Annotated in this window: 20 protein-coding genes; 15 read left to right on the plus strand and 5 right to left on the minus strand. The window is 71.1% G+C overall.

Annotation, left to right across the window (positions count from 1 at the left end):
* Positions 1-128: 128 nt before the first annotated feature.
* From dprA to HC031_RS00550, 4 genes are all read right to left on the minus strand, one after another.
* Positions 129-1,298 (minus strand): DNA-processing protein DprA, encoded by a 1,170-nt coding sequence (gene dprA, locus HC031_RS00535; RefSeq protein ID WP_167923114.1) that lies wholly within the window; start codon positions 1,296-1,298, stop codon positions 129-131.
* Positions 1,295-2,815, minus strand: coding sequence for a YifB family Mg chelatase-like AAA ATPase (locus HC031_RS00540; RefSeq protein WP_167923115.1), 1,521 nt, complete (start codon positions 2,813-2,815; stop codon positions 1,295-1,297). The genes dprA and HC031_RS00540 overlap by 4 nt, the downstream gene beginning before the upstream one ends.
* The gene (locus HC031_RS00545; RefSeq protein WP_167923116.1) at positions 2,815-3,174 is read right to left on the minus strand and encodes a YraN family protein; all 360 of its coding nucleotides are present in this window, start codon (positions 3,172-3,174) and stop codon (positions 2,815-2,817) included. Before HC031_RS00545 ends, HC031_RS00540 begins: the two co-directional genes overlap by 1 nt.
* Positions 3,175-3,279: 105 nt before the next feature.
* Complete coding sequence (locus tag HC031_RS00550) at positions 3,280-4,449, minus strand: pyridoxal phosphate-dependent aminotransferase (protein WP_167923117.1); 1,170 nt, start codon at positions 4,447-4,449, stop codon at positions 3,280-3,282.
* A gap of 91 nt (positions 4,450-4,540) precedes the next feature.
* On the opposite strand from HC031_RS00550, the gene HC031_RS00555 reads away from it, so the two are divergent.
* The 9 genes from HC031_RS00555 to HC031_RS00595 all read left to right on the plus strand — a co-directional run bounded on the left by HC031_RS00555 (position 4,541) and on the right by HC031_RS00595 (position 15,138).
* Positions 4,541-5,653: a hypothetical protein gene (locus HC031_RS00555; protein ID WP_167923118.1), complete on the plus strand. Its 1,113-nt coding sequence runs from the start codon at positions 4,541-4,543 to the stop codon at positions 5,651-5,653.
* A 419-nt stretch (positions 5,654-6,072) separates the two neighbouring features.
* Positions 6,073-6,915, plus strand: a complete 843-nt coding sequence (rpsB, locus tag HC031_RS00560; RefSeq protein WP_167923119.1) for a 30S ribosomal protein S2 — start codon at positions 6,073-6,075, stop codon at positions 6,913-6,915.
* Positions 6,916-7,050: 135 nt separating this feature from the next.
* Positions 7,051-7,890: a translation elongation factor Ts gene (tsf, locus tag HC031_RS00565; protein ID WP_167923120.1), complete on the plus strand. Its 840-nt coding sequence runs from the start codon at positions 7,051-7,053 to the stop codon at positions 7,888-7,890.
* A 193-nt stretch (positions 7,891-8,083) separates the two neighbouring features.
* Positions 8,084-8,809: a UMP kinase gene (pyrH, locus tag HC031_RS00570; RefSeq protein ID WP_205862135.1), complete on the plus strand. Its 726-nt coding sequence runs from the start codon at positions 8,084-8,086 to the stop codon at positions 8,807-8,809.
* Between the two features lie 58 nt (positions 8,810-8,867).
* On the plus strand, positions 8,868-9,425 hold the full coding sequence (gene frr, locus HC031_RS00575) for a ribosome recycling factor (protein WP_167923122.1): 558 nt from the start codon (positions 8,868-8,870) through the stop codon (positions 9,423-9,425).
* A complete protein-coding gene (locus tag HC031_RS00580; RefSeq protein ID WP_167923123.1) occupies positions 9,425-10,729 on the plus strand; it encodes a phosphatidate cytidylyltransferase in 1,305 nt (434 codons plus the stop codon). Before frr ends, HC031_RS00580 begins: the two co-directional genes overlap by 1 nt.
* Before the next feature lie 103 nt (positions 10,730-10,832).
* Entirely contained in the window at positions 10,833-11,966 is a 1,134-nt protein-coding gene (gene rlmN, locus HC031_RS00585; protein ID WP_167923124.1) for a dual-specificity RNA methyltransferase RlmN, read from the plus strand.
* 91 nt (positions 11,967-12,057) lie between these two features.
* On the plus strand, positions 12,058-12,981 hold the full coding sequence (locus HC031_RS00590; protein WP_167923125.1) for a DivIVA domain-containing protein: 924 nt from the start codon (positions 12,058-12,060) through the stop codon (positions 12,979-12,981).
* Between the two features lie 3 nt (positions 12,982-12,984).
* The gene (locus HC031_RS00595) at positions 12,985-15,138 is read left to right on the plus strand and encodes a hypothetical protein (protein ID WP_167923126.1); all 2,154 of its coding nucleotides are present in this window, start codon (positions 12,985-12,987) and stop codon (positions 15,136-15,138) included.
* 12 nt (positions 15,139-15,150) lie between these two features.
* On the opposite strand, the gene HC031_RS32765 is transcribed toward HC031_RS00595, so the two are convergent.
* Positions 15,151-15,372, minus strand: coding sequence for a DUF2631 domain-containing protein (locus tag HC031_RS32765; protein ID WP_338090416.1), 222 nt, complete (start codon positions 15,370-15,372; stop codon positions 15,151-15,153).
* Positions 15,373-15,533: 161 nt separating this feature from the next.
* Here HC031_RS32765 and HC031_RS00605 point away from each other — a divergent pair, with 161 nt between their 5' ends.
* From HC031_RS00605 to HC031_RS00630, 6 genes are all read left to right on the plus strand, one after another.
* A complete protein-coding gene (locus HC031_RS00605; protein ID WP_167923128.1) occupies positions 15,534-17,102 on the plus strand; it encodes a Rieske 2Fe-2S domain-containing protein in 1,569 nt (522 codons plus the stop codon).
* Between the two features lie 264 nt (positions 17,103-17,366).
* The gene (locus tag HC031_RS00610) at positions 17,367-17,570 is read left to right on the plus strand and encodes a cold-shock protein (RefSeq protein ID WP_167923129.1); all 204 of its coding nucleotides are present in this window, start codon (positions 17,367-17,369) and stop codon (positions 17,568-17,570) included.
* A 121-nt stretch (positions 17,571-17,691) separates the two neighbouring features.
* Positions 17,692-18,456 (plus strand): lysophospholipid acyltransferase family protein, encoded by a 765-nt coding sequence (locus HC031_RS00615; RefSeq protein WP_167923130.1) that lies wholly within the window; start codon positions 17,692-17,694, stop codon positions 18,454-18,456.
* Positions 18,453-18,989: a GNAT family N-acetyltransferase gene (locus HC031_RS00620; protein WP_167923131.1), complete on the plus strand. Its 537-nt coding sequence runs from the start codon at positions 18,453-18,455 to the stop codon at positions 18,987-18,989. Before HC031_RS00615 ends, HC031_RS00620 begins: the two co-directional genes overlap by 4 nt.
* Positions 18,990-19,011: 22 nt before the next feature.
* Positions 19,012-20,196 (plus strand): 1-deoxy-D-xylulose-5-phosphate reductoisomerase, encoded by a 1,185-nt coding sequence (dxr, locus tag HC031_RS00625; RefSeq protein ID WP_167923515.1) that lies wholly within the window; start codon positions 19,012-19,014, stop codon positions 20,194-20,196.
* Positions 20,196-21,458: a M50 family metallopeptidase gene (locus HC031_RS00630; protein WP_167923132.1), complete on the plus strand. Its 1,263-nt coding sequence runs from the start codon at positions 20,196-20,198 to the stop codon at positions 21,456-21,458. The genes dxr and HC031_RS00630 overlap by 1 nt, the downstream gene beginning before the upstream one ends.
* Position 21,459: the final 1 nt, after the last annotated feature.

Here is a 21,459-nt window from a genome sequence, read left to right on the forward strand (position 1 = left end):
AGATGAGCTTGTCGTGGCCGAGGACCAGTGCGGGGCAGGAAACCGGCCCGTCGCGGCGCGGGCACCCGGCCCGTCACGGCGCGGAAATCCGGCCCGTTACGGCGCGGGCACCCGGCCCGTTCGTCCGGTCAGGACGGCCTCGGCGCCAGCCGGTAGCCGTTGTCGTGCTCGACCACGAAGCCGGCAGCCACCAGCGAGGGCAGGGTGCGACGTGCGTCCCGACCGCTCACTCCCGCCGTCGCGGCGATCTCCTCGGCGGAACTCGCCCGGCGCGGCGGCACGGCATCGAGCAGCTGCGCGGCGATCGGATCGAGGGTGTCATGTGGACGGTCCAGTCCGCGCGGCATCGGCGCCAGGTCGTCGCCGATCCGGCCGACCTCCTCGAGAACCTCCCGGTAGTTGTTGACCAGTCTGGTGCCCACCTCGCGTAGCTCGGCGTGGCAACCGACCGACATCGCGCTGGTGACCGGGCCGGGCACCGCCATGGCGGCCCGGCCCAGCGCCCGGGCCCGGCCGAGCGTCTGGCGCGCACCGCTGCGGCCGGCGGCCTCGACCACCACCGTGCCGCGCGTGAGGGCCGCGATGACGCGGTTGCGGATCAGAAACCGTAGCCGGTGGGGAGCGGCGCCGAGTGGCCATTCGCTGATGAGCAGGCCGGCCTCACCGATCCGGTCAAAGAGGTTCGCGTGGCCGAGCGGGTAGGGGCGGTCGACGCCGCAGGCGAGTACGGCGGCGGTCAGCCCACCGGCGGCGAGGGCCGCGCGGTGCGCGGCGGCGTCGATGCCGAAGGCGCCGCCGGAGACCACCGTCCAGTCGCGTTCGGCCAGGCCGTGCGCCAGCTCGGTCGCGACGTAGGTGCCGTAGTTGCTGGCGGCGCGAGCGCCGACGACCGCGACGGACCGGTCGAACACCGCGTCGAGCGCCGGGTGGCCGCGAACCCAGAGACACTGCGGCGGGTCGGTGTCGCGTTCGACCGCGCGTCCATCCGCCGCGCGGCTGAGATGGGCCAGGTCGTCGAGCTGTGGCGGCCATTCGTCGTCTTCCGGAGTGACGATCCTCGCGCCGAGCCGGTCTGCCGAGTCCACAAGAGAGCCTGCCAGCCGGTGCGCATCGGGCTCGTCGGCAAGCCGGAGCCGTGCCGTGTCGTGCAGCCGTTCGGACACGTACCCCTTCAGCAGCCGGTCGAGCGCGTCGACCGGCCCGACCTGTCGTACCAGTACGCCCAGCTCCCGATTGCCGGGCTCAGCCAGGCAGCCCAGCGCTACCCGGGCCAGGCGAACCTCGTCGGTATCGGTCACAGCGCGGTCCCCTTCCGCAGTTCGAGAGCTTCGGTCACGTCACCGGCATCGGGCCGGTCCCGGCCGTCCAGGTCGGCCAGCGACCAGGCCACCTTGATCACCCGGTCGTGGCCCCGGGCGGAGAGGTGGCCCTGGTCGAGCGCCCTGATCAGCGCGCCGGTCACCGACCGGGGCAGTCGCCAGCGGTGGTCGCGCAGTGTCGTTGCCGTCACGTCGGCGTTACGGGCGACGCGTACGCCGGCCCACCGGGCCGCCGCCGCGGCCCGGGCCCGCGCGACCCGCGCCGCCACCACCGCCGACGACTCCATAGCCGGCTGATCGGCTACGAGCGCTGCGGCTGTGACGGGCAGCAAGGTCACCTGCAGGTCGATCCGGTCGAGCAGCGGGCCGGACAGCCGGCCCAGATAGCGCCGGCGGACCAGCCGGCTGCAGTCGCACTTCCGGTCTCCCTCCGGGCTGGCGCACGGGCACGGGTTCGCCGCGAGGACGAGCTGGACCCGCGCCGGGTAGCTGGTCTCCCCGCCGGAGCGCCGCAGCCGTATCTCTCCGTCCTCCAGGGGCTGCCGCAGGGAGTCGAGGGCCCGGCGGCTGAACTCCGGCGCCTCGTCGAGGAGGAGGACGCCCCGGTGAGCGAGGCTCAGCGCACCCGGCCGGGCCACGCCCGAACCGCCACCGACCAGGGCGGCCATCGAGGCGGTGTGGTGCGGTGCCTGGAACGGTGGCCGGCGGATTAGCGGGCTGCCGGGCGGCAGCGTCCCGGCGATCGAGTGCACGGCGGTCACCTCCAGCGCCGCCTCGTCGTCGAGCGCCGGCAGGATCGACGGCAGGCGCTGCGCCAGCATCGTCTTGCCGGCGCCCGGCGGACCGAACAGCGCCAGATGGTGCCCGCCGGCGGCCGCCACCTCGATCGCGCGGCGGCCGCGCTCCTGGCCCAGGATGTCGGCGAGGTCCGGCCCGCTCGGCGGCGGGGCGGCCGTCAGGGGCGGGGGCGGACGCAGCGGCACGCCCTCCCGGGCGAATTCGATGAGCTCCCGCAGCGACCTGGTGGCCCGCACGGTCACACCGGGCACGAGATCGGCCTCGGCGGCGTTGGCGAGCGGTACGACCACCTGTTCGAGGCCGGCGCGGGCCGCCGCCAGGACCGCCGGCAGCACACCCCGCGTCGGCCGTACAGTGCCGTCCAGGCCGAGCTCGCCGAGCAGGGCCGCGCGGCGCAGCAGGTCGACCGGGACGGCACCGGCGCCGGCGAGCACCGCCACGGCGACCGCCAGGTCGAAGCCGGAGCCGTGTTTGGGCAGGTGGGCTGGCAGCAGGTTGACCGTGATGCGCCGCTGTGGCCAGGATTCCCCGGAGTTGACGACGGCCGACCGCACCCGGTCGCGCGCCTCGACGAGCGCGGCGTCGGGCAGGCCGGAGACGACCATGCCGGGCAGCCCGGTGGCCAGGTGCGCCTCCACGACGACGACCTCGCCGGCGACGCCGAGCAGCGCGACGGAGTGGACCTTGGCGTACCCCATCAGAACGCCCCGCGCAGGTGCTCGACGCGGGCCGCCCCGACCGGTTGCGGCAGCACACTGACCACGTCGAAGCGGACCGTGTGCGGGCGCAGCCCGGCCTGCGCCAGCCACTGTGCGGCGAGGCGTCGCAGCCGGCGCGCCTTCGCCGTGTCGACCGCCTCCGCCGGCGCGCCGAACCGGTCGCTGCGGCGGGTTTTGACTTCACAAAAGACCAGGTCGCCTCCGTCCCGGAGGATCAGGTCGATCTCGCCGGCCCGGCACCGCCAGTTGCGGTCGAGCACGACCATGCCCTGTTCGATCAGGTGCGCGCACGCCACCCGTTCCCCGTACGCCCCGACCGCGTCCGTCGCTCGCGTCATGAGGCAAGACCTTGGCCGAGGTGGGGGCGCCCAGCAATCAGCGAAGATCAAGATGTGGACGACGAGGGTGGCTGTGGACGGGGTCGCGTGCAACCCGGCGATCTGTTATGCGGCGGAGAGTTTCCGCAGGCGGGCGACTGCTTCGTCGAGTACCTCGTCCCGCTTGCAGAACGCGAACCGGATCAGGCGCCGGCCGGCCGCCACGTCGTCGTAGAAGACCTGGGTCGGCACCGCCACGACGCCGCACCGCTCGGGCAGGGACCGGCAGAACTCGACACCGTCGGAGCCGCCGAGCGGGGTGATGTCGGCGGTGACGAAGTAGGTCCCGGCCGGGCGCAGCACGCCGAAGCCGGCGTCGGCCAGGCCGGCGCACAGCCGGTCGCGCTTGTCGCGCAGTGAGTCCCGGAAGCCGGTGAAGTAGGAGCGCGGCAGCCCGAGGGCGACCGCCACCGCCGGCTGCTGCGGGGCGGCGTTGACGAACGTGAGGAACTGCTTGACCCGCAGCACGGCCGACACCAGCGCAGCCGGGCCGCACACCCAGCCGACCTTCCAGCCCGTACACGAGAAGGTCTTTCCGGCCGAGGAGATCTGCACCGTGCGGTCCCGCATGCCGGGCAGGCCGGCGAGCGGGACGTGGGCGCCGTCGAAGACCAGGTGTTCGTACACCTCGTCGGTGACCGCGACCGCGTCGTGCTCCAGGCACAGCCCGGCGATCAGCGCCAGCTCCTCGGCGGTGAAGACCTTGCCGGTCGGGTTGTGGGGCGAGTTCAGCAGCACCAGCCGGGTACGGGGGCCGAACGCGGCGCGCAGCTCGTCGGGGTCGAAGGAATAACCACCATCGGAAGGGCGCAGCGTGACCGGCCGCCGGACGGCGCCGGCGAGTGCGATCGAGGCGGCGTACGAGTCGTAGTACGGCTCGAAGCACACCACCTCGTCGCCTGCTTCACACATCGCCAGGATCGCCGCGGCGATCGCTTCGGTGGCGCCCGCGGTGACGAGCACCTCACCGTCCGGGTCGTACTCGAGGCCCCAGAAGTCGCGCTGGTGCGCGGCGATCGCGGCCCGGAGCTCAGGGATGCCCGGGCCAGGCGGGTACTGGTTGCGCCCGTCGCGGATCGCGCGTACCGCCGCCTCGAGCATCTCCGGCGGCCCGTCGGTGTCGGGGAAGCCCTGCCCGAGGTTGACCGCGCCGGTACGCGTGGCGAGCGCGGACATCTCGGCGAAGATCGTGGTGCCGAACGGACGCATCCGGGCGACGAGAGGGTCGGTGACCATGGCATGAGCGTAGGGCCAGCCGGGTAGCTGGCCGGGCCGATCGGTACCGGGTCTGGCGCCGGGTTGTCTCCGTCGCCTACGGTGCCCGGTTGTGGAATCGCATCGCAGTTACGCGCCAGACGAAGCGGACGGACCGGGCTATCAGCCGGAACGGGGCAACCCGGGGCCGAGTCTGGACCGGCCGGACGGCGAGGCCGGTTACCCGGGTGGGGCCGGTTACGCGGGTGAGGCCGGTTACGCGGGTGAGGCCGGTTACGCGGGTGAGGCCGGTTACGCGTCAGTGCCCGTCGACCCGTCCGCGGGCCTGGGATACGGCGCTCCGACCGGGTACACGCCGCCGGAGCAGCGGCACGGCTTCGACTCGGGCTACCGCGACGTCGCTCGGCCGGCTGAGCAGCAGGGCGGGTACGCGGCGGCGGTCGCACCACAGTCTCCGCCCGCTCCTCCTGGATTCACGCCCGAGCCCTCGTACGCGTCCTCCTACGGGTCGCAGTCCCCGGTGACGCCGGGGCCGGCCACCACCGCGCCCACCTCGAGCCTTCCCTACGTCTCCGGTGAGGGCGCCTCCGCCGTCTCTGGTGGCGGTCCGGTGGCCGGCCGTCAGTCGTCGGCTGGCGAGGCCCGCTCCGCCGCGCCGAACGCCGCCGGCCCCTACTCCGGTTCCAGCTCCGCTCCGCCGAATGCCGCTGGGCCGGGCTCCGCGCCGGGCTCGAGCGTGCCGGGCGCCGCCGGCCCGTACTCCGGGCCGAGCTCCGCCCCGCCGAGCTCAGGAACGACAGGCTCCGGCTGGAGCGCGGCCGGCCGCGATGAGGAGACACAGGTGGTGCGGCACTCCACCGAGCCCCTGGACCGGTCCGCGCTCCGGAGGCAGCCCGGAGGCCCCGGTCGGCTCGGTGACGGCGTCTATCGCTCGCGTCGACCCGGTACGGCCGTCGCCATCGCGGTGGTCACCGTGCTGTTCGAGCTGGTGGCGCTGCGCCTGCTGGTCGCGGCGTTCCTGGGCTCGACGGTGCAGGTGGGCGGCTCGATCGCGAGTTCGTTCCTGGTGATCGGGCTGCCGATGTTCGGCCTCGGCCTGTACGGGCTGCTCAGCGGTGCCGCAGCCGCTCCAGGCGCCGGCGCGCGGGTCTGGTTGCGCGCGCCTCTGGTGTACCTGCCGGTCGGGCTGGTCCTGTTCGTCTGCGCCGGGCTGGCGGCCAGCTGACGGCATCACTTCGAATCTTGGGGACTTTGACACCGCATACGGTGTCAAAGTCCCCAAGATCTCCGCAGCCGGGCGGGGGAGTGGCGCTATTAACAAACGTATGGGGCGAATCCGGCGAAAAACTCCACGGTGTCCGCGCTGACAGGTGCCCGGTCGGCGAGGGATTGACGCGATTGGGTGGGTGGCACGGGGAGCCGTCGCGACCCGGCGTACACTCGACGGTGGCGACCACCTCGCGTGGTCGACCTCGCGCGCCCTCCTCACCGCTCGGCCACACGTGCGTCGACCGGTCCGAGGCGGCGGCCGTCCTGGTCCCGGCACCCAACTGATGCCGGGTGAGTCGCGGCCGTCGACCGGCGCCAGGGCGGCGGACCACCCGGCCCGTCGCAACAACCAGGGCAAACCGAGGAGTATCACACATGGCCGTCGTGACCATGCGCCAGCTGCTGGAGAGCGGTGTCCACTTCGGGCACCAGACCCGCCGCTGGAACCCGAAGATGAAGCGCTTCATTTTCACGGAGCGTAACGGGATCTACATCATCGACCTGCGCCAGACGCTCGACTACATCGAGAAGGCGTACGAATTCGTCCGCACCACGGTCGCCGAGGGCGGCACCGTGCTGTTCGTCGGCACGAAGAAGCAGGCCCAGGAGGCGATCGCCGAGCAGGCGTCGCGCGTGGGCATGCCCTACGTCAACCACCGCTGGCTGGGCGGCATGCTGACCAACTTCCAGACGGTGTACAAGCGTCTGCAGCGCATGAAGGAGCTCGAGTCGATCGAGCAGTCCGGTCAGGCCCAGGGCTTCACGAAGAAGGAGACCCTGCAGCTGTCGCGCGAGAAGGTCAAGCTCACCCGCACCCTGGGTGGCCTGCGTGACATGCAGAAGACGCCGTCCGCGGTCTGGATCGTCGACACCAAGAAGGAGCACATCGCCGTCGACGAGGCTCGCAAGCTGGGCATCCCGGTCATCGCCGTGCTCGACACCAACTGCGACCCGGACGAGGTCGACTTCCCGATCCCGGGCAACGACGACGCGATCCGCTCCGCCGCACTGCTCACCCGCGTGATCGCCGACGCCGTCGCCGACGGTCTGATCGCCCGCTCCGGCAAGGCCCGCCGGGCGGACGAGAAGCCGGAGGCCGGCGCGGTGGGTGCCGACGAGCCGCTGGCTGAGTGGGAGCGCGAGCTGCTGCAGGGCTCCGACGCCGCTGCGGCCACCGACGCCGCGCCGGCGGCGCCCGCCGAGTCCGCGCAATCCTGATCGGCAGCCGTCGCGCATCACCCGTGAGGTGATGCGCGACGGCGCCCGGTCCCGTTCGCAGCGCGGCGTCGCGCGAGTGGGGGCCGGAGAAGGCTGAGAATCGTCGCCCACCCACGTCTTAACCGAGAGAGAGTCATGTCCAACTTCACCGCCGCAGACGTCAAGCGGCTCCGCGACCTCACCGGCGCCGGCATGATGGACTGCAAGAAGGCCCTGCAGGAGGCTGAGGGCGACTTCGACAAGGCTGTCGAGTTCCTGCGCATCAAGGGTGCCAAGGACGTCGGCAAGCGGGCCGGCCGCACCACTGCGCAGGGCCTGATCGCCCACGCTGGCAAGGCGCTGCTGGAGCTCAACTGCGAGACCGACTTCGTCGCCAAGAACGCTGACTTCATCGCGCTGGCCGACCGTATCGTCGGCCACATCGACGCGGCCCGGCCGGCCGACCTCGACGCGCTGCTCAACTCCAAGCTGGGCGACGGGCGCACGGTCGGGGAGACCGTCGAGGCCGAGTCCGCCAAGATCGGTGAGAAGCTCGTGGTGAACCGCTTCGCGGTGCTCGACGGTCAGATCGCGGTCTACATGCACCGCAAGAGCCCGGACCTGCCGCCGCAGGTCGGCGTCGCCGTCGAGTTCGCCGGCACGGGCGGCGCGTCCGACGAGGCGCGGATCGACGACGCCCGGGGCGTCGCCATGCAGATCGCCGCGATGCGGCCGAAGTACCTCACCCGTGACGAGGTGCCCGCCGACGTGGTCGAGTCCGAGCGGCGCATCGCCGAGCAGACCGCCCGCGAGGAGGGCAAGCCGGAGCAGGCGCTGCCGAAGATCATCGAGGGTCGGGTCAACGCCTTCTTCAAGGACTTCGTCCTCGTCGAGCAGCCCTCGGTCACCGACCAGAAGAAGACGGTCCGCCAGATCCTGGATGAGGCGGGCATCACCGTCAGCCGGTTCGTCCGTTTCGAGGTGGGCCAGGCCTGACGGCCGACAGTCGCCATAACAAGGGGGTCGCCGGTGTCCGTGCAGGACCGCCGCGGCCCCCTTGTCATAAACAGAGGACCGCGGTGTAGACGAACAGTCGACGCACCGGTCGTCCGCCGGACGCCGTAGAACCAGACACACGACGGAGGGGCTCCCGATGACGAACACCGCCGAGTTGGCCGTACCCGCATCCATGGCGGGCGAGCACGCACGCGCCCGCCGGGTGGTGTTGAAACTGTCCGGGGAGGTCTTCGGAGGTGGCGCGGTCGGTGTCGATCCCAACGTCGTCCAGCAGATAGCCAGTCAGATCGCCACGGTCGTGCGCAAGGGCGTCCAGGTCGCGGTCGTGGTCGGCGGTGGAAACTTCTTCCGCGGGGCCGAGCTGCAGCGCCACGGCATGGACCGGGCCCGCGCCGACTACATGGGCATGCTCGGCACCGTGATGAACTGCCTGGCGCTCCAGGACTTCCTGGAGAAGGAGGGCATCGAGACCCGGGTGCAGTCGGCGATCAACATGGCACAGGTCGCCGAGCCGTACATTCCGCGCCGTGCCATCCGCCACCTGGAAAAGAGCCGCGTGGTGATCTTCGGCGCGGGCGCCGGAATGCCGTATTTTTCCACCGACACGGTTGCTGCCCAGCGGGCCCTCGAGATCCACGCCGACGCGGTCCTCATGAGCAAGAACGGTGTCGACGGCGTCTACACCGCCGATCCGCGTACCGATCCGACCGCGACCAAGCTCGACACGGTGACGTTCGAGGAGGCGCTTCGACGGGGACTGCGGGTGGCGGACGCGGCCGCCTTCAGCTTGTGCATGGACAACCGCCTGCCCATGCTCGTTTTTGGGGCCGAGGGTGCGGACACCATCATTCGTGCCGTTATTGGTGAGAGGATCGGGACGCTCATCACGGCGGCGTGAGGCCGGTAGGCCCCACGGGCTGTTGAGGGCCCACAGACTAAAGGAGGCGACGGAGTACGTGATCGACGAGACACTCTTCGAGGCCGAGGAGAAGATGGACCGGGCGATCGCTTTCGCCAAGGAGGAGTTCGCGACGATCCGGACCGGCCGTGCCACGCCGGCGATGTTCGCCAAGATCATGATTGACTACTACGGCACGCCGACGGCGCTTCCCCAGATGGCCTCCATCGCCGTGCCGGAGCCGCGCATGGCGATTATCAAGCCGTACGACAACTCGCAGCTGCACGCCATGGAGAAGGCGATCCGCGACTCGGACCTCGGTGTAAATCCGAACAACGAGGGAACCCAGCTTCGCATTCTGCTGCCGCAGATGACCGAAGAGCGTCGCCGCGACATGATCAAGGTTGCGCGGCACAAGGGCGAAGAGGCCAAGGTGGCCATCCGCAACGTTCGGCGCAAGGCCAAGGAAGAGCTCGAACGCCTGATCAAGGACGGCGAGGCGGGTGAGGATGAGGTACGCAGGGCCGAGAAGGAGCTCGACGACCTCACCCACAAGTACGTGGCCAACGTCGACGAGGTCGTCCGGCACAAGGAAGCCGAGCTCCTCGAGGTCTGATGGCGCACCTCGACTCCCCGGGCTGGCCCGATCCGACGGATCCGGGCCACGATGATCCCCGCCTGGGCCGACAGCGGGCGCGGCACGCCGATGCCGCGCCCGACGCGTACCCGCAATCGTGGTCGAACGGCAGCCATGACGCAGAGACCGGCTTCCGCCTCCGGCTCGACGCCGACCCGCCGCGGGAGCGCGGCCGGCACGCGGCGGCGGAGACCGTCGACGACGTGCCGACGGCCGGGCTCCGGCCGGCCGGTCCCGACCTGGTCTGGGGGGACCCGTCCGCCACGGCCGAGTTCGCGCCGGCTCAGGACGCCACTGCCGAGTTCGCGGCGCCCCAGGGCGCCACGGCCGAGTTCGCGGCGCCCCAGGACGCCACGGCCGAGTTCGCCGCTGTGACCGACGACAACATCGAGGGTGGGGACGAGGTCGGCCAGGTGGAGGCGGCCGGCATCTCCGAGGCGTCGCCCACCCCCGCGCCCGTCAAGAAGGGCGGCCGGGCCGGGCGCAACCTCCCCGCCGCGATCGGGGTGGGCGTGACGCTCGGAGGCATCGTCGTGGCGTCGCTGTTCCTGTGGCGGCCCGCGTTCGTGGCGGTCGCCGCTGTCGCCATGATCGTCGCCACCTGGGAAATGGTCCGGGCGGTGCGCTCCGGGGGCCTGCGGCCGCCGATGGTCCCGCTGGTCGCCGGTGGCATGGCGATGGCCGGTCTGGCCTGGTACGGCGGGGCCGAGGCGCTCATCCTCGGGCTGATCGCCACGGCGGTCGCGGCCCTCGTATGGCGGCTGGCGGACGGTCCGGCCGGTTATCACCGTGACGTCGTGGCGGCCGTGCTCATCGCCGTGTACGTGCCGTTCCTCGGCGGCTTCGCCGTACTGCTGGCGCGTCCGGACAGCGGCAGCCTTCGCGTACTGGCCACGCTCGCCGCCGTCGTGCTGTCCGATACCGGCGGTTATGTCGCCGGTGTCTTCTTCGGCAAGCGGCCCATGGCGCCGTCGGTGAGTCCGAAGAAGTCCTGGGAGGGTACGGCCGGATCACTGCTCGCCGCCGCGGTCGGCGGCGCGCTGATGCTGCACTTCATGGTCGACGTGCCCTGGTGGCACGGAGCGCTCTTCGGTCTGGCCGTGGCCGTGGCGGGCGTGCTCGGCGACCTGGCGGAGTCGCTCATCAAGCGTGACCTGGGCATCAAGGACATGAGCAGCCTGCTGCCCGGGCACGGTGGGCTCATGGACCGGCTGGACTCGATCCTGTTCGCCGTACCGACGGCCGTCGCCGTGCTGGCGCTCGTGGCGCCGGTCACGACGTGAAGGATGGACGAATCGGCCGGCCGGGCAGGGCCGCGAGTCTTTCCGGCATGGTGCGCGCCTGCCGCCGCCGAACTGGCCCGCGGCATGGAACACTGGAGAGGCCATGACAGCTCTCCCGATCATTGACAGCTCCGCGTCGCAGGCCAACCCGCCTGCGCGGCGGCGAGCTGCCATGCCACCGCGCCATCTTGCCGATCTCGATCCCGCCGAACGCCGAGCCGCCGTCGCTGACCTGGGGGAGCGCGAGTTCCGCGCTGGCCAGTTGTCGACCCATTACTTCGGTCGGCTCGTCCGTGACCCGGCCGCCATGACCGACCTGCCCGCCGCCACGCGCGCCCGGCTGGCCGAGTCCATGCTGCCCTCGTTGCTGACTCCTGTGCGGGAGCTGACCTGCGACGACGGCGCCACCCGCAAGACGCTGTGGCGGCTGCACGACGGCTCGCTGGTCGAGAGCGTCCTGATGGGTTACCCCGACCGGGTCACGGTCTGCGTCTCCAGCCAGGCCGGCTGCGGCATGGCGTGCCCGTTCTGCGCCACCGGCCAGGCGGGACTGACCCGCAACCTCTCAACGGCCGAGATCGTCGACCAGGTCGTCTCGTTCGCGGCCATCGCCGCGAGCGGCGCGATCCCCGGCTCGCCGGCCCGGCTGTCCCACGTGGTGTTCATGGGCATGGGGGAGCCGCTGGCCAACTACCCGCGTGTGATCAACGCGGTGCGGCGCCTGACCGATCCCGCTCCGGATGGTCTCGGCCTGTCCCAGCGCCACATCACCGTCTCGACCGTCGGCCTGGTGCCGGCGATCCGTCGGCTGACCGCGGAGGGGCTGTCCGTGACGCTGGCGCTGTCGCTGCACGCCCCCGACGATGAGCTGCGCGACGAACTCGTGCCGGTCAACCAGCGGTGGAAGGTCGCCGAAGTGCTCGACACGGCGTGGGCGTACGCCGAGCAAACCGGCCGCCGTGTGTCGATCGAGTACGCCATGATCAGAGACGTGAATGATCAACCCTGGCGGGCAGATCTCCTCGGAGAACTCTTGTCGGGCCGGCTCGCTCATGTCAATCTCATTCCGCTGAACCCGACTCCGGGAAGCAGGTGGGACGCGAGTCCGAAGCCGGTCGAGCGTGAATTCGTCCGGCGGCTTCGGGCGGCCGGAGTTCCGACCACCGTCCGTGACACCCGGGGCCGCGAAATCGATGGAGCGTGTGGACAACTCGCGGCTTCGGGAGTGGGACAGTGAGCGTGACCGTAGAGCGAAGCGGGCCCCGCAGTCGCGAATACAGGGTTGTAATGAGCACGGGGCAGCTCGGCGCAGCTAGCGAGGAGACACGGTGACGAGTCAGGGTCAGCGCTTCCGGCGTAAGGCGCTGCGTCGCGGGTACAAGGTCGACGAGGTGGACGCGTTCCTCGACCGGGTGGAGGCCACGCTCGCAGGTGACCCGCCCGGTGGCGTCCCGGTCTCCGCCCAGGAGGTGCACGACGTCGTCTTCCGCGTGCGGTTCGGCGGATACGACGAGTGGCAGGTGGACCTGCACCTCGACCGGGTCGAGCGGCAGCTCGCCGAGCTGGAGGAGCGCACCGCGGCCTACGGGCGCGAGCAGCGGGCTCCGCAGCCCAGCGAGCGGATGGCTCCGCCGGACCGGATGGCCCCGGCAGAGCGCATGGCGCCGCCCATGATGCGCGACGACCGGATGATGCCGCCTCCGCCGATGGCGCCGCCCATGAATCCGCCCATGACGCCGCCTCCGATGGCGCCGCGGCCCGTCGCGCCCGCGCCGGCCGGACCGCCGCCCGGCGGCTTCGACCCGTACGACGAGCCCACCCGGTTCAGCGGCGGCTACGACAACCCGTTCGAGCCCGGCCGGCACGGCAAGAGCGAGATGACCACCGAGATCCGGATACCCGACAGCGGGTTCGGCCGGCCGTACGCGCCTGCCGGTCCGCCACCCACCCCCGCCGGCCCGCCCACCCCGGTCAGCACGCCGAACATGTCCCTGCCGCCGGAGGTCGCCCACATCGACCAGCTGCGCCGGACGTTCCAGCTGCGCCGGTTCGGCAGCGGGTACGACCGGGTGCAGGTCGATCGGCTGTTCGAGAACATCGTGAGCGCGATGGCGTCGGGTCGCGGGCCGGTCGCGCTGAGTGAAGCCGAGCTGGATCCGTCGCAGTTCAGCCTCGTGCCGGGCGGCTACTTCGAGGCCGAGGTGGACGCGGCGCTCAAGGAGGTACGGGACATCCTGGGCCGCCGCCGCTGACCGGTGAACCCGCTCCTCTTCCCGCTGGTGCTGCTGCCGGCGGGCACGATCGTCCTTCTCGGGTACGCGGTGCGGCCGCGTACCCGGGTGGTCGCGCCCGGCCGGCTGACGCTCGTACGTACCGCCGTGCTGGCCGGTGGCTACACGGTGGGGAGCGTCGAGGCGCTGTCCGCGCTGCACCGGCTGACGACGGCCGGGGTGGCGTCCGCCTGGGTACTGGCCCTGCTTCTGACGGGCCTGGCAGCCGGGTGGCGGCGCCGCGGTGACCGCCCGGGCGGCGGCGAGCCGCGCACTCCGTTGGGGGACCGCTGGCGGGGGCTGACCCGCGCCGAGCGCTGGGTCGCCATCGCCGTCGGCTGCCTGCTGCTGGGCGAGCTGGCGCTCGCGCTCGTCTCGCCGCCCAACACGTTCGACGCGCAGACCTACCACCTGCCCAAGATCGAGCATTGGGTGGCCGACCAGGACGTGGCGTTCTACCCGGTGCGGATCCATCGCCAGGTCACCTACGCGCCGGGCGCGGAGTACGTGCTGCTGCACCTTCGCCTGCTCACCGGCGGCGACGCCCTGTACGGCCTGCTTCAGTGGTCGGCCGGGGTGATCGCGGTCCTCGCCGTCACCCGGCTCACCGCGCAGCTCGGCGGCGGCCGTCGCGCCCAGCTACTGGCGGCGTTCGTACTGGCCAGCACCCCGGCGCTGGTACTCGAAGCGAGCAGTACGCAGACCGACCTCGTCGTGGCCGGCTGGGTGGCGTGCCTCGCGACGCTGGCGCTCGACGGTGTCGGCGGCCACCCGGCGAAAGCGGCGAAAGCAGCGCCGACGCGGCTGGCCGGGCCGGCGACGGTGGTGCTGCTCGGTGTCGCCACTGGGTTGATCGCGCTGACGAAGCAGACCGGCCTGTTCGCGGCCGCGCCGCTGCTGCTCTGGTGGGGGCTGGCCGGGCTGCGCCGGGGCGCCGACGCCGGCCGATGGGGCCGGGCGGTCGCCGGCCTCGCCGCGGCCACGCTGGTCATCCTGGCCCTCACGACGGCGATCACCGGGTCGTACGTGTGGCGCGTCTACACCGAGTTCGGCAACCCGCTCGGCCCGGACTACCTCCGGACCTCGATCACGATGCAGCGGCACGACCCGGCGGCGGTCGTCGTCAACGGGCTGCGGCAGGCGCAGACGCTGCTCGACACGCCCGTGCCCGTCGTGAGCCGGGCGACGGCGGCCGGCGTGGAGGCGGTGTCACGCCGGCTGGGCGTGAACCCGTCGGACCCGGCGATCACCTTCGACGACACGCAGTTCCCGGTCGCGGCGTGGTACCCGTCGGAGGACAAGGCGGCGTACCCGGTACAGGCCTTGATCATGATGGTCGGGGTGGCGGTCTGCCTCGTCCGGCCGGCGCTCGGTGGCGTCCGCGCGGCGGCCGGACGGCGCCGGGCGTACGCCCTGGTCGTGCTGGCCGGCCTCGCGCTGCACGCGTCGATGCTGAAGTGGCAGCCGTGGGGTAACCGGCTGTTCCTGTACCTGGTGGTCCTGGCGGCGCCGCCAGCCGGGCTGATGCTGGCCGCGGTGCTCAAGGCGGCCGGAGAGCGGCAGGCACACACGCCCGAGCGGCAGGCACACACGGCCGAGCGGCAGGCAAACACGCCCGAGCGGCAGGAACACACGCCCGTGCGGCGCCCGCGCGCCCGGGCGGCGCTCGCGGGCTTCGTGACCGCGGTCCTCGTGGTGGGTGGCGTGGCGGGTGGGCTGTCGGTGGCGTACGGGTGGCCGCGGCGGCTCGTCGGGTCGCAGTCGGTGTTCGCGCTCGACCGGTGGCACGCCCGCTTCGTCACGCGTCCGGCGTGGGCCGACGAGTACACCGCCGTGGCGGCCGTGGTGCGCGCCTCCGGTGCCCGGAACGTCGGGATCATCCAGCAGAACGACACCTGGGAGTACCCGTGGTGGCTGCTGTTACCCGGCCGCAAGCTGATCGCGTTGACCTCGATGCTGCCGCACCACCCGCCGTCCTACTCCCGGCTCGACGCCGTGGTGTGCGCGGGTTCCGAGGCGGCGTGCCGCAATGCGGCGCCGGCCGGCTGGCAGGTGCACATGGACGGCGAGGTGGGCTGGGCGCTGCCGCCGGGCCGGGTGCCGCCGACCGCGAGCGCGTCGGCGGCCCCGAACCGTTGACGCGCGGGTCGTTCAGCCGCGCAGGCCGTTGCGGCGCAGCACCCAGTCGCCGACGAGCATGACCACGATGAGGGCGGCCAGACCGATCAGGAAGTAGTTCTCGGTGTTGCCCTTGTGGTTACCGATGGTCATGAGCAGCAGGATCACGATCGCGGCGACCGCGCCGATCCGGGCTTTCCGCGGGTTGGTCGGCTTGAGCTGATCGGGAGAGAGAACCGGCTCGTTCCCAGCCACGTTGGTGGTCCTTCCACTCGGTTGTTCGCGATTAGTTTGGCACGCCCGGGTTGCCGACCCGCGCGGGGTGTACGGCGCGGGCAACCCTGTCTCGGTTTGCCGGTCACTTCTCGGGTAGCGTCGGGGCCGGAAAGGCAGATCGGTGACAGGAGGGACGTGCGGTGCGACTGACCGGGACTGGCCACGCGAGTATGCGCATCGATACCCCGGCGGGCAGTATCCTGTGCGACCCATGGGTCAACCCGGCGTACTTCGCCTCCTGGTTCCCCTTCCCGGACAACTCCCAGCTCGACTGGGAGACGCTGGGTGACGTCGACTACCTGTACGTGTCCCACCTGCACCGGGACCATTTCGACGCCGCGCACCTGAAGCGGTTCGTCACCAAGAAGGCGACCGTCCTGCTGCCGGAGTACCCGACCAGCCAGCTCGAGGACGAACTGCGTGACCTCGGCTTCACCAGCTTCATCAAGACGAAGAGCAATGAGGTGCACGCCCTCGACGGCGGCCTGAACATCATGATCCAGGCGCTGATCTCGCCGACCGACGGCCCGATCGGCGACTCGTCGCTGTGGGTGGAGTACGACGGGGTCCGGGTGCTCAACCAGAACGACGCCCGCCCGACCGACCTGTCGATCTTCGCCGAGCTGGGCCACGTGCACGCGCACCTGCTGCAGTTCTCCGGCGCGATCTGGTACCCGATGGTGTACGAGCTGCCAGAGTCCGCCAAGCGTGCGTTCGGCAAGCAGAAGCGCGACCGCCAGTTCGACCGGACGATCCGCTACATCGACGACCTGAAGGCGTCCTGGGTGTTCCCGATCGCCGGGCCCCCGTGCTTCCTCGACGACGAGCTGTGGCAGTTCAACGACATCTTCGGCGACGAGGGCAACATCTTCCCCGACCAGCAGTGGTTCGCCGACCACTACCGTGAGCTGGGCCGCGACAACGAGGTGATCCTGCTGCCGGGCACTGTCGCCGAGCTGACCGCCGACGACTGCAAGGTCACCCACCCGGTGCCGGACGTGCGGGAGTTCTTCGCCGACAAGAAGCCGTACCTCGAACAGATGCGGGAGCGTAAGCGCCCGATCATCGAGGCGGAGAAGGCGACCTGGCGGCACCCGGAGATCGACGTGCTGGCCGAGCTGAAGCGCCGCATCGAGCCGCTGCTCGAGGAGTCCATCTACATGGCCAAGGGCGTGGGTGGCCCGGTGCGCTTCGACCTCGTTGGTTACGACGGCGAGTCGGTCGAATCCATCGTCGTGGACTTCCCGGGCAAGGAGGTCCGGCCGTACGCCGACGAGAAGGTCCGCTACCGCTTCCGCACCCAGCGGGAGTTGATCGAGCACCTGATCTACATCGACGAGGGGGACTGGGTGAACTCCCTGTTCCTGTCGTGCCGGTTCTCCGCTGCCCGCATCGGCCAGTACAACGAGTTCATCTACGCCTTCTTCAAGTGCCTGACCGAGGAGCGCCTGCAGTACGCCGAAGGCTGGTACGACGAGCACGAGCGCACCACCGATGCCGAGGACATCACGCTCGGAGACTGGGTGGTGCAGCGGCGCTGCCCCCACCTCAAGGCCGACCTGACCCGCTTCGGCATGGTCGACGACGGGGTGCTGACCTGCCAACTGCACGGCTGGAAGTTCGACCTGGCCAGCGGGAAGTGCCTGACGAGCGTCGGCCACAAGGTGCGTGCCCGCAAGGCCGGCGAGCCGGCGGAATCGGCGTCGTAGCGATCGGGCCGGCACCGCCCGCACAGCGACCTCCGGCACGGTGGTGTGATGTACCCCGTCACACCCACCGTGCCGTCGACGGCCGTGCTACCGTTGCCGACGTTGCAATTGTGGTTCCCCAGAAACTGTGTAAGCGTCTGCGGTGTTACCGGCACCGGCGGGCGCTTTTGGTTTACCCGGGCTTTTCCGGATCGGGTGCGCAATTTCGGCACGCCGGTTTCCGCAAGGTGCGGATTCCGTCATCAGCCCGTGAAGGAGAAAGACATGGCTGTAGGTACTGTCAAGTGGTTCAACGCGGACAAGGGCTTCGGTTTCATCGTGCCGGACGACGGCGGGGCGGACCTCTTCGCCCACTTCTCGGCGATCGCGGCCAGCGGTTTCCGTTCGCTCGAGGAGAACCAGCGGGTCGAGTTCGAGGTGGGCCAGGGGCGTAAGGGTCCGCAGGCCGAAAACATCCGCCTGATCTGACTTTTCCCTTTTCGTCCAGCGGGCCGCGCCAATGCGCGGCCCGCTGTGTGTAGGTCCACGCCAATTCCGTATCGCAGCCGCCCGAGTGGCCGCTGCTGGACAGGGACGGTAGCGTCAAGCCATGCCGGAGCTCGTGTACCCGCCGGTCATTCTCGCGGCCAAGGCCATGTTTCGGCTGCTCGATCTCCGGATTCGGGTGGAGGGGACCGAGAATGTGCCGCGCACCGGCGGCGCGGTCCTGGCCTGCAACCACGTCAGCTATCTCGACTTCATCTTCGCCGGCCTCGGAGCGCAGCCGTCCGGCCGGCTCGTCCGGTTCATGGCCAAGGAGTCGGTCTTCCGGAACCGGATCTCCGGCCCCCTCATGCGGGGCATGAAGCACATCCCGGTGGACCGCAAGGCCGGCCTGGCCTCCTACCGTCAAGCGCTGGCGGCGCTGAAGGGCGGCGAGGTCGTCGGCGTCTTTCCGGAGGCCACGATCAGCCGGTCGTTCGTGATCAAGGAGATGAAGAACGGCGCGGCGCGCCTGGCGGCCGCCGCCCGGGTGCCGCTCGTCCCCATGGTCGTGTGGGGCACGCAGCGGCTGTGGACCAAGGACCTGCCGCGTACGCTCACCCGCCGGCACACCCCGATCTCCATCCTGATCGGCGAACCGCTCCGGCCCGGTCCCCGCGACGACGGCGACGACGTCACGGCGCAGCTGCGGGCCAGGATGTCGGCCCTGCTGGACCGGGCGCAGTCGGAGTACCCGGAGAAGCCGGAGGGGTCCGCGGACGGCTGGTGGCAGCCGGCCCACCTCGGTGGCTCGGCGCCGACGCCGGAGGACGCCGCGGCGCTCGACGCCCGCGACGCCCGGGGCGACGGCCCGGACGGGGCGCCCGGGTGAAACCCGTGTACGCGACGCCGCGGCTGGACGTCCGGCCGTGGACCGATGATCCGGCCGACCTCGACCGGGCCTATTCGATCTACTCCCGCTGGGAGGTCGCCCGCTGGCTCGGCGCGCAGCCGCGAGCGATGGCCGACCGTGCGGAGGCGTTGACCGCGGTCCGGCGCTGGGCCGAGTTCAACGCGCGCGACGACCGGTACGGCTGCTGGGCCGTCGAGGTGCGCGACACCGGAGTGGTGGCGGGCTCCGCACTGTTCAAGCCGCTGCCCAACGGTGACGGTGAGGTCGAGGTCGGCTGGCACCTGCACCCCGACTCGTGGGGGCACGGGTACGCCACCGAGGCCGCCCGGGGTGCGATCGAGCGCGGGTTCGCCGCCGGCCTGCCCGAAGTGTACGCCGTGGTCCGCCCGGACAACGCGGCGTCGATCGCGGTCTGCCGGCGGCTGGGCATGGATCCGCTCGGCCGCACCACCCGCTGGTACGGCGTCGAGGTGGAGGCGTTCCGGCTCGCGGCGACCGATCGGGGAGAATGATCGGGTGACTGTCCGCGACATCATCCTGCTCGGCTCCACCGGCTCGATCGGCACCCAGGCCATCGACATCGTCCGGCGCAATCCCGACCGGTTCCGGGTGGTCGGCATCGGCGCGGGCGGCGGCAACGTCGCCGCGCTCGCGGCCCAGGCCCTGGAGCTCGGGGTCGAGGTCGTCGGGGTGGCGAAGGCGAGCGCCGTGCAGGACCTGCAGCTCGCGTTCTACGCCGAGGCCAGCAAGCGGGGGTACGCGACCGGCGACTTCCGCATCCCGAAGATCCTCGGCGGGCCGGACGCCATGACCGAGCTCGCCGAGTGGCCGTGTGACGTCGTGCTCAACGGTGTCGTCGGCTCGCTCGGCCTCGCGCCGACCCTGGCCGCGCTGCGCTCCGGCCGTACCCTGGCCCTGGCCAACAAGGAGTCCCTCGTCGCCGGCGGCCCGCTCGTGCGGAAGGTCGCCGCACCGGGGCAGATCGTGCCGGTCGACTCCGAGCACTCCGCGCTCGCGCAGTGCCTGCGCGGCGGCCGCGCCGACGAGGTGTCGCGGCTGATCCTGACCGCGAGCGGGGGAGCGTTCCGCGGCCGGCGGCGTGCGGAGCTGGTCGGCGTCACTCCGGAGGAGGCGCTCGCCCACCCCACCTGGACCATGGGGCCGGTCGTCACGATCAACAGCGCGACCATGGTCAACAAGGCCCTCGAGGTGATCGAGGCCCACGAGCTTTTCGGTGTCGGGTACGACCGGATCGAGGTCATGGTCCACCCGCAGTCGGTGATCCACTCGATGGTGGAGTTCACCGACGGCTCCACCCTCGCCCAGTGCAGCCCGCCGGACATGCGGCTGCCGATCGGCCTCGCCCTCGGCTGGCCCGACCGGGTGCCGCAGGCGGCGCCCGCGGTCGACTGGACGCAGGCCCACACCTGGGAGCTGCGGCCGCTCGACTCCGACGCCTTCCCGGCGGTCGCGCTCGCGAAGGCGGCCGGCCGGGCCGGCGGCTGCCGACCGGCGATCTACAACGCGGCCAACGAGGAGTGCGTGGCCGCGTTCGTGGCGCACCGGCTGCCGTTCCTCGCGATCGTGGACACGATCGAGCAGGTACTCGGTGATTCTCCGGATTTCGCGGAACCGGGTACCGTCGAGGACGTGCTCGCGGCGGAGTCGTGGGCGCGTTCGCGTGCCCGTGACATCATCGCGGGGGTGAAAGGAGCCTGATGGCGCTGGTATTCGGGATCGTCGTCTTCGCTCTCGGTATCCTGATCTCGGTTTGTCTGCACGAGGCCGGCCACATGGGCGCGGCCAAGTCCTTCGGCATGAAGGTCACCCGGTACTTCGTCGGCTTCGGGCCGACGTTGTTCTCGTTCCGGCGGGGTGAGACCGAGTACGGGGTGAAAGCCCTGCCATTGGGCGGATTCGTGAAGATCGTCGGGATGACGCCGCAGGACGACGATGTCGAGCCCGGCGAGGAGCACCGGGCGATGTGGCGCTTCCCGGTCTGGAAGCGCACGATCGTCATGTCCGCCGGCTCGTTCGCCCACTTCGTCCTCTCGTTCGTGGCGCTGTGGGTGCTCTTCGCGTTCATCGGCGTGCCCGACCCCGGCAAGGTCAATACGTCTCCGGCGACGGTCGGCAGCGTGGCGCCCTGCGTCGCCGACTTCAAGATCGATCCTGCGACCAAGCAGGAGGCGGCCTGCAGGCCGGGCACCGACCAGGCCAGCCCCGCCGCCAAGGCCGGGTTGCGGCCCGGTGACCTGATCACCGCCATCAACGGGACGCCGATCTCGACGTACGGCGAGATGCGCCAGACGGTGCAGAACCTCGGCGACAAGGACGCCACGATCACGTACACCCGGCACGGCGCCAGTCGCACCGCGACGGTGCGCATCCCGGAGATCCAGCGGCTCAAGGAGAACGTCGTCAAGCCGGCCGACCAGATCCGGGACACCGACCTGGAGCGGGTCGGCATCCTCGGCGTCTCGGCGAAGATGCCGCTGACGACCACCGGCCCGGTGCATAGTGTGGCGCTCACGGGGAAGCAGATGGGCAACGTCGTCGTGCTGACGTTCGAGTCGCTCAAGCAGATCCCCGGCAAGATCCCCGCTCTGGTCACCGCGATCACCGGTGGTCAGCGTGACCCCAACACGCCGGTCAGCGTGGTCGGCGCCAGCCGGATCGGCGGTGAGCTGATCTCGGTCGGCGACTGGACCAGCGTGCTCAGCCTGTTCGCCGTGCTCAACCTGTTCTTCGGCATCTTCAACCTGTTGCCGTTGCTACCGATGGACGGCGGCCATATCGCGATCGCCTGGTTCGAGCGGATCCGTTCCTGGATCGCCGCGCGCCGGGGTCGTCCCGATCCCGGCCGCGTCGACTACGTGAAGCTGACACCGATCACCCTCGCGGTGATCTCGGTTCTCGGCGTGTTCGTGGTGCTGACCATGACCGCCGACGTCGTCAACCCAATCACCCTTCCCAAGTGAG

This window comes from Planosporangium thailandense (genome assembly GCF_011947195.1).
Classification (GTDB): Bacteria; Actinomycetota; Actinomycetes; order Mycobacteriales; family Micromonosporaceae; genus Planosporangium; species Planosporangium thailandense.

Coding starts and splice junctions, on each gene's coding strand:
- HC031_RS00540 (WP_167923115.1), bottom strand. CDS start 2,815: ATGGGGTACGCCAAGGTCCACTCCGTCGCGCTGCTCGGCGTCGCCGGC.
- HC031_RS00545 (WP_167923116.1), bottom strand. CDS start 3,174: ATGACGCGAGCGACGGACGCGGTCGGGGCGTACGGGGAACGGGTGGCG.
- HC031_RS00550 (WP_167923117.1), bottom strand. CDS start 4,449: ATGGTCACCGACCCTCTCGTCGCCCGGATGCGTCCGTTCGGCACCACG.
- rpsB (WP_167923119.1), top strand. CDS start 6,073: ATGGCCGTCGTGACCATGCGCCAGCTGCTGGAGAGCGGTGTCCACTTC.
- tsf (WP_167923120.1), top strand. CDS start 7,051: ATGTCCAACTTCACCGCCGCAGACGTCAAGCGGCTCCGCGACCTCACC.
- pyrH (WP_205862135.1), top strand. CDS start 8,084: ATGGCGGGCGAGCACGCACGCGCCCGCCGGGTGGTGTTGAAACTGTCC.
- HC031_RS00580 (WP_167923123.1), top strand. CDS start 9,425: ATGGCGCACCTCGACTCCCCGGGCTGGCCCGATCCGACGGATCCGGGC.
- rlmN (WP_167923124.1), top strand. CDS start 10,833: ATGACAGCTCTCCCGATCATTGACAGCTCCGCGTCGCAGGCCAACCCG.
- HC031_RS00610 (WP_167923129.1), top strand. CDS start 17,367: ATGGCTGTAGGTACTGTCAAGTGGTTCAACGCGGACAAGGGCTTCGGT.
- HC031_RS00615 (WP_167923130.1), top strand. CDS start 17,692: ATGCCGGAGCTCGTGTACCCGCCGGTCATTCTCGCGGCCAAGGCCATG.
- HC031_RS00630 (WP_167923132.1), top strand. CDS start 20,196: ATGGCGCTGGTATTCGGGATCGTCGTCTTCGCTCTCGGTATCCTGATC.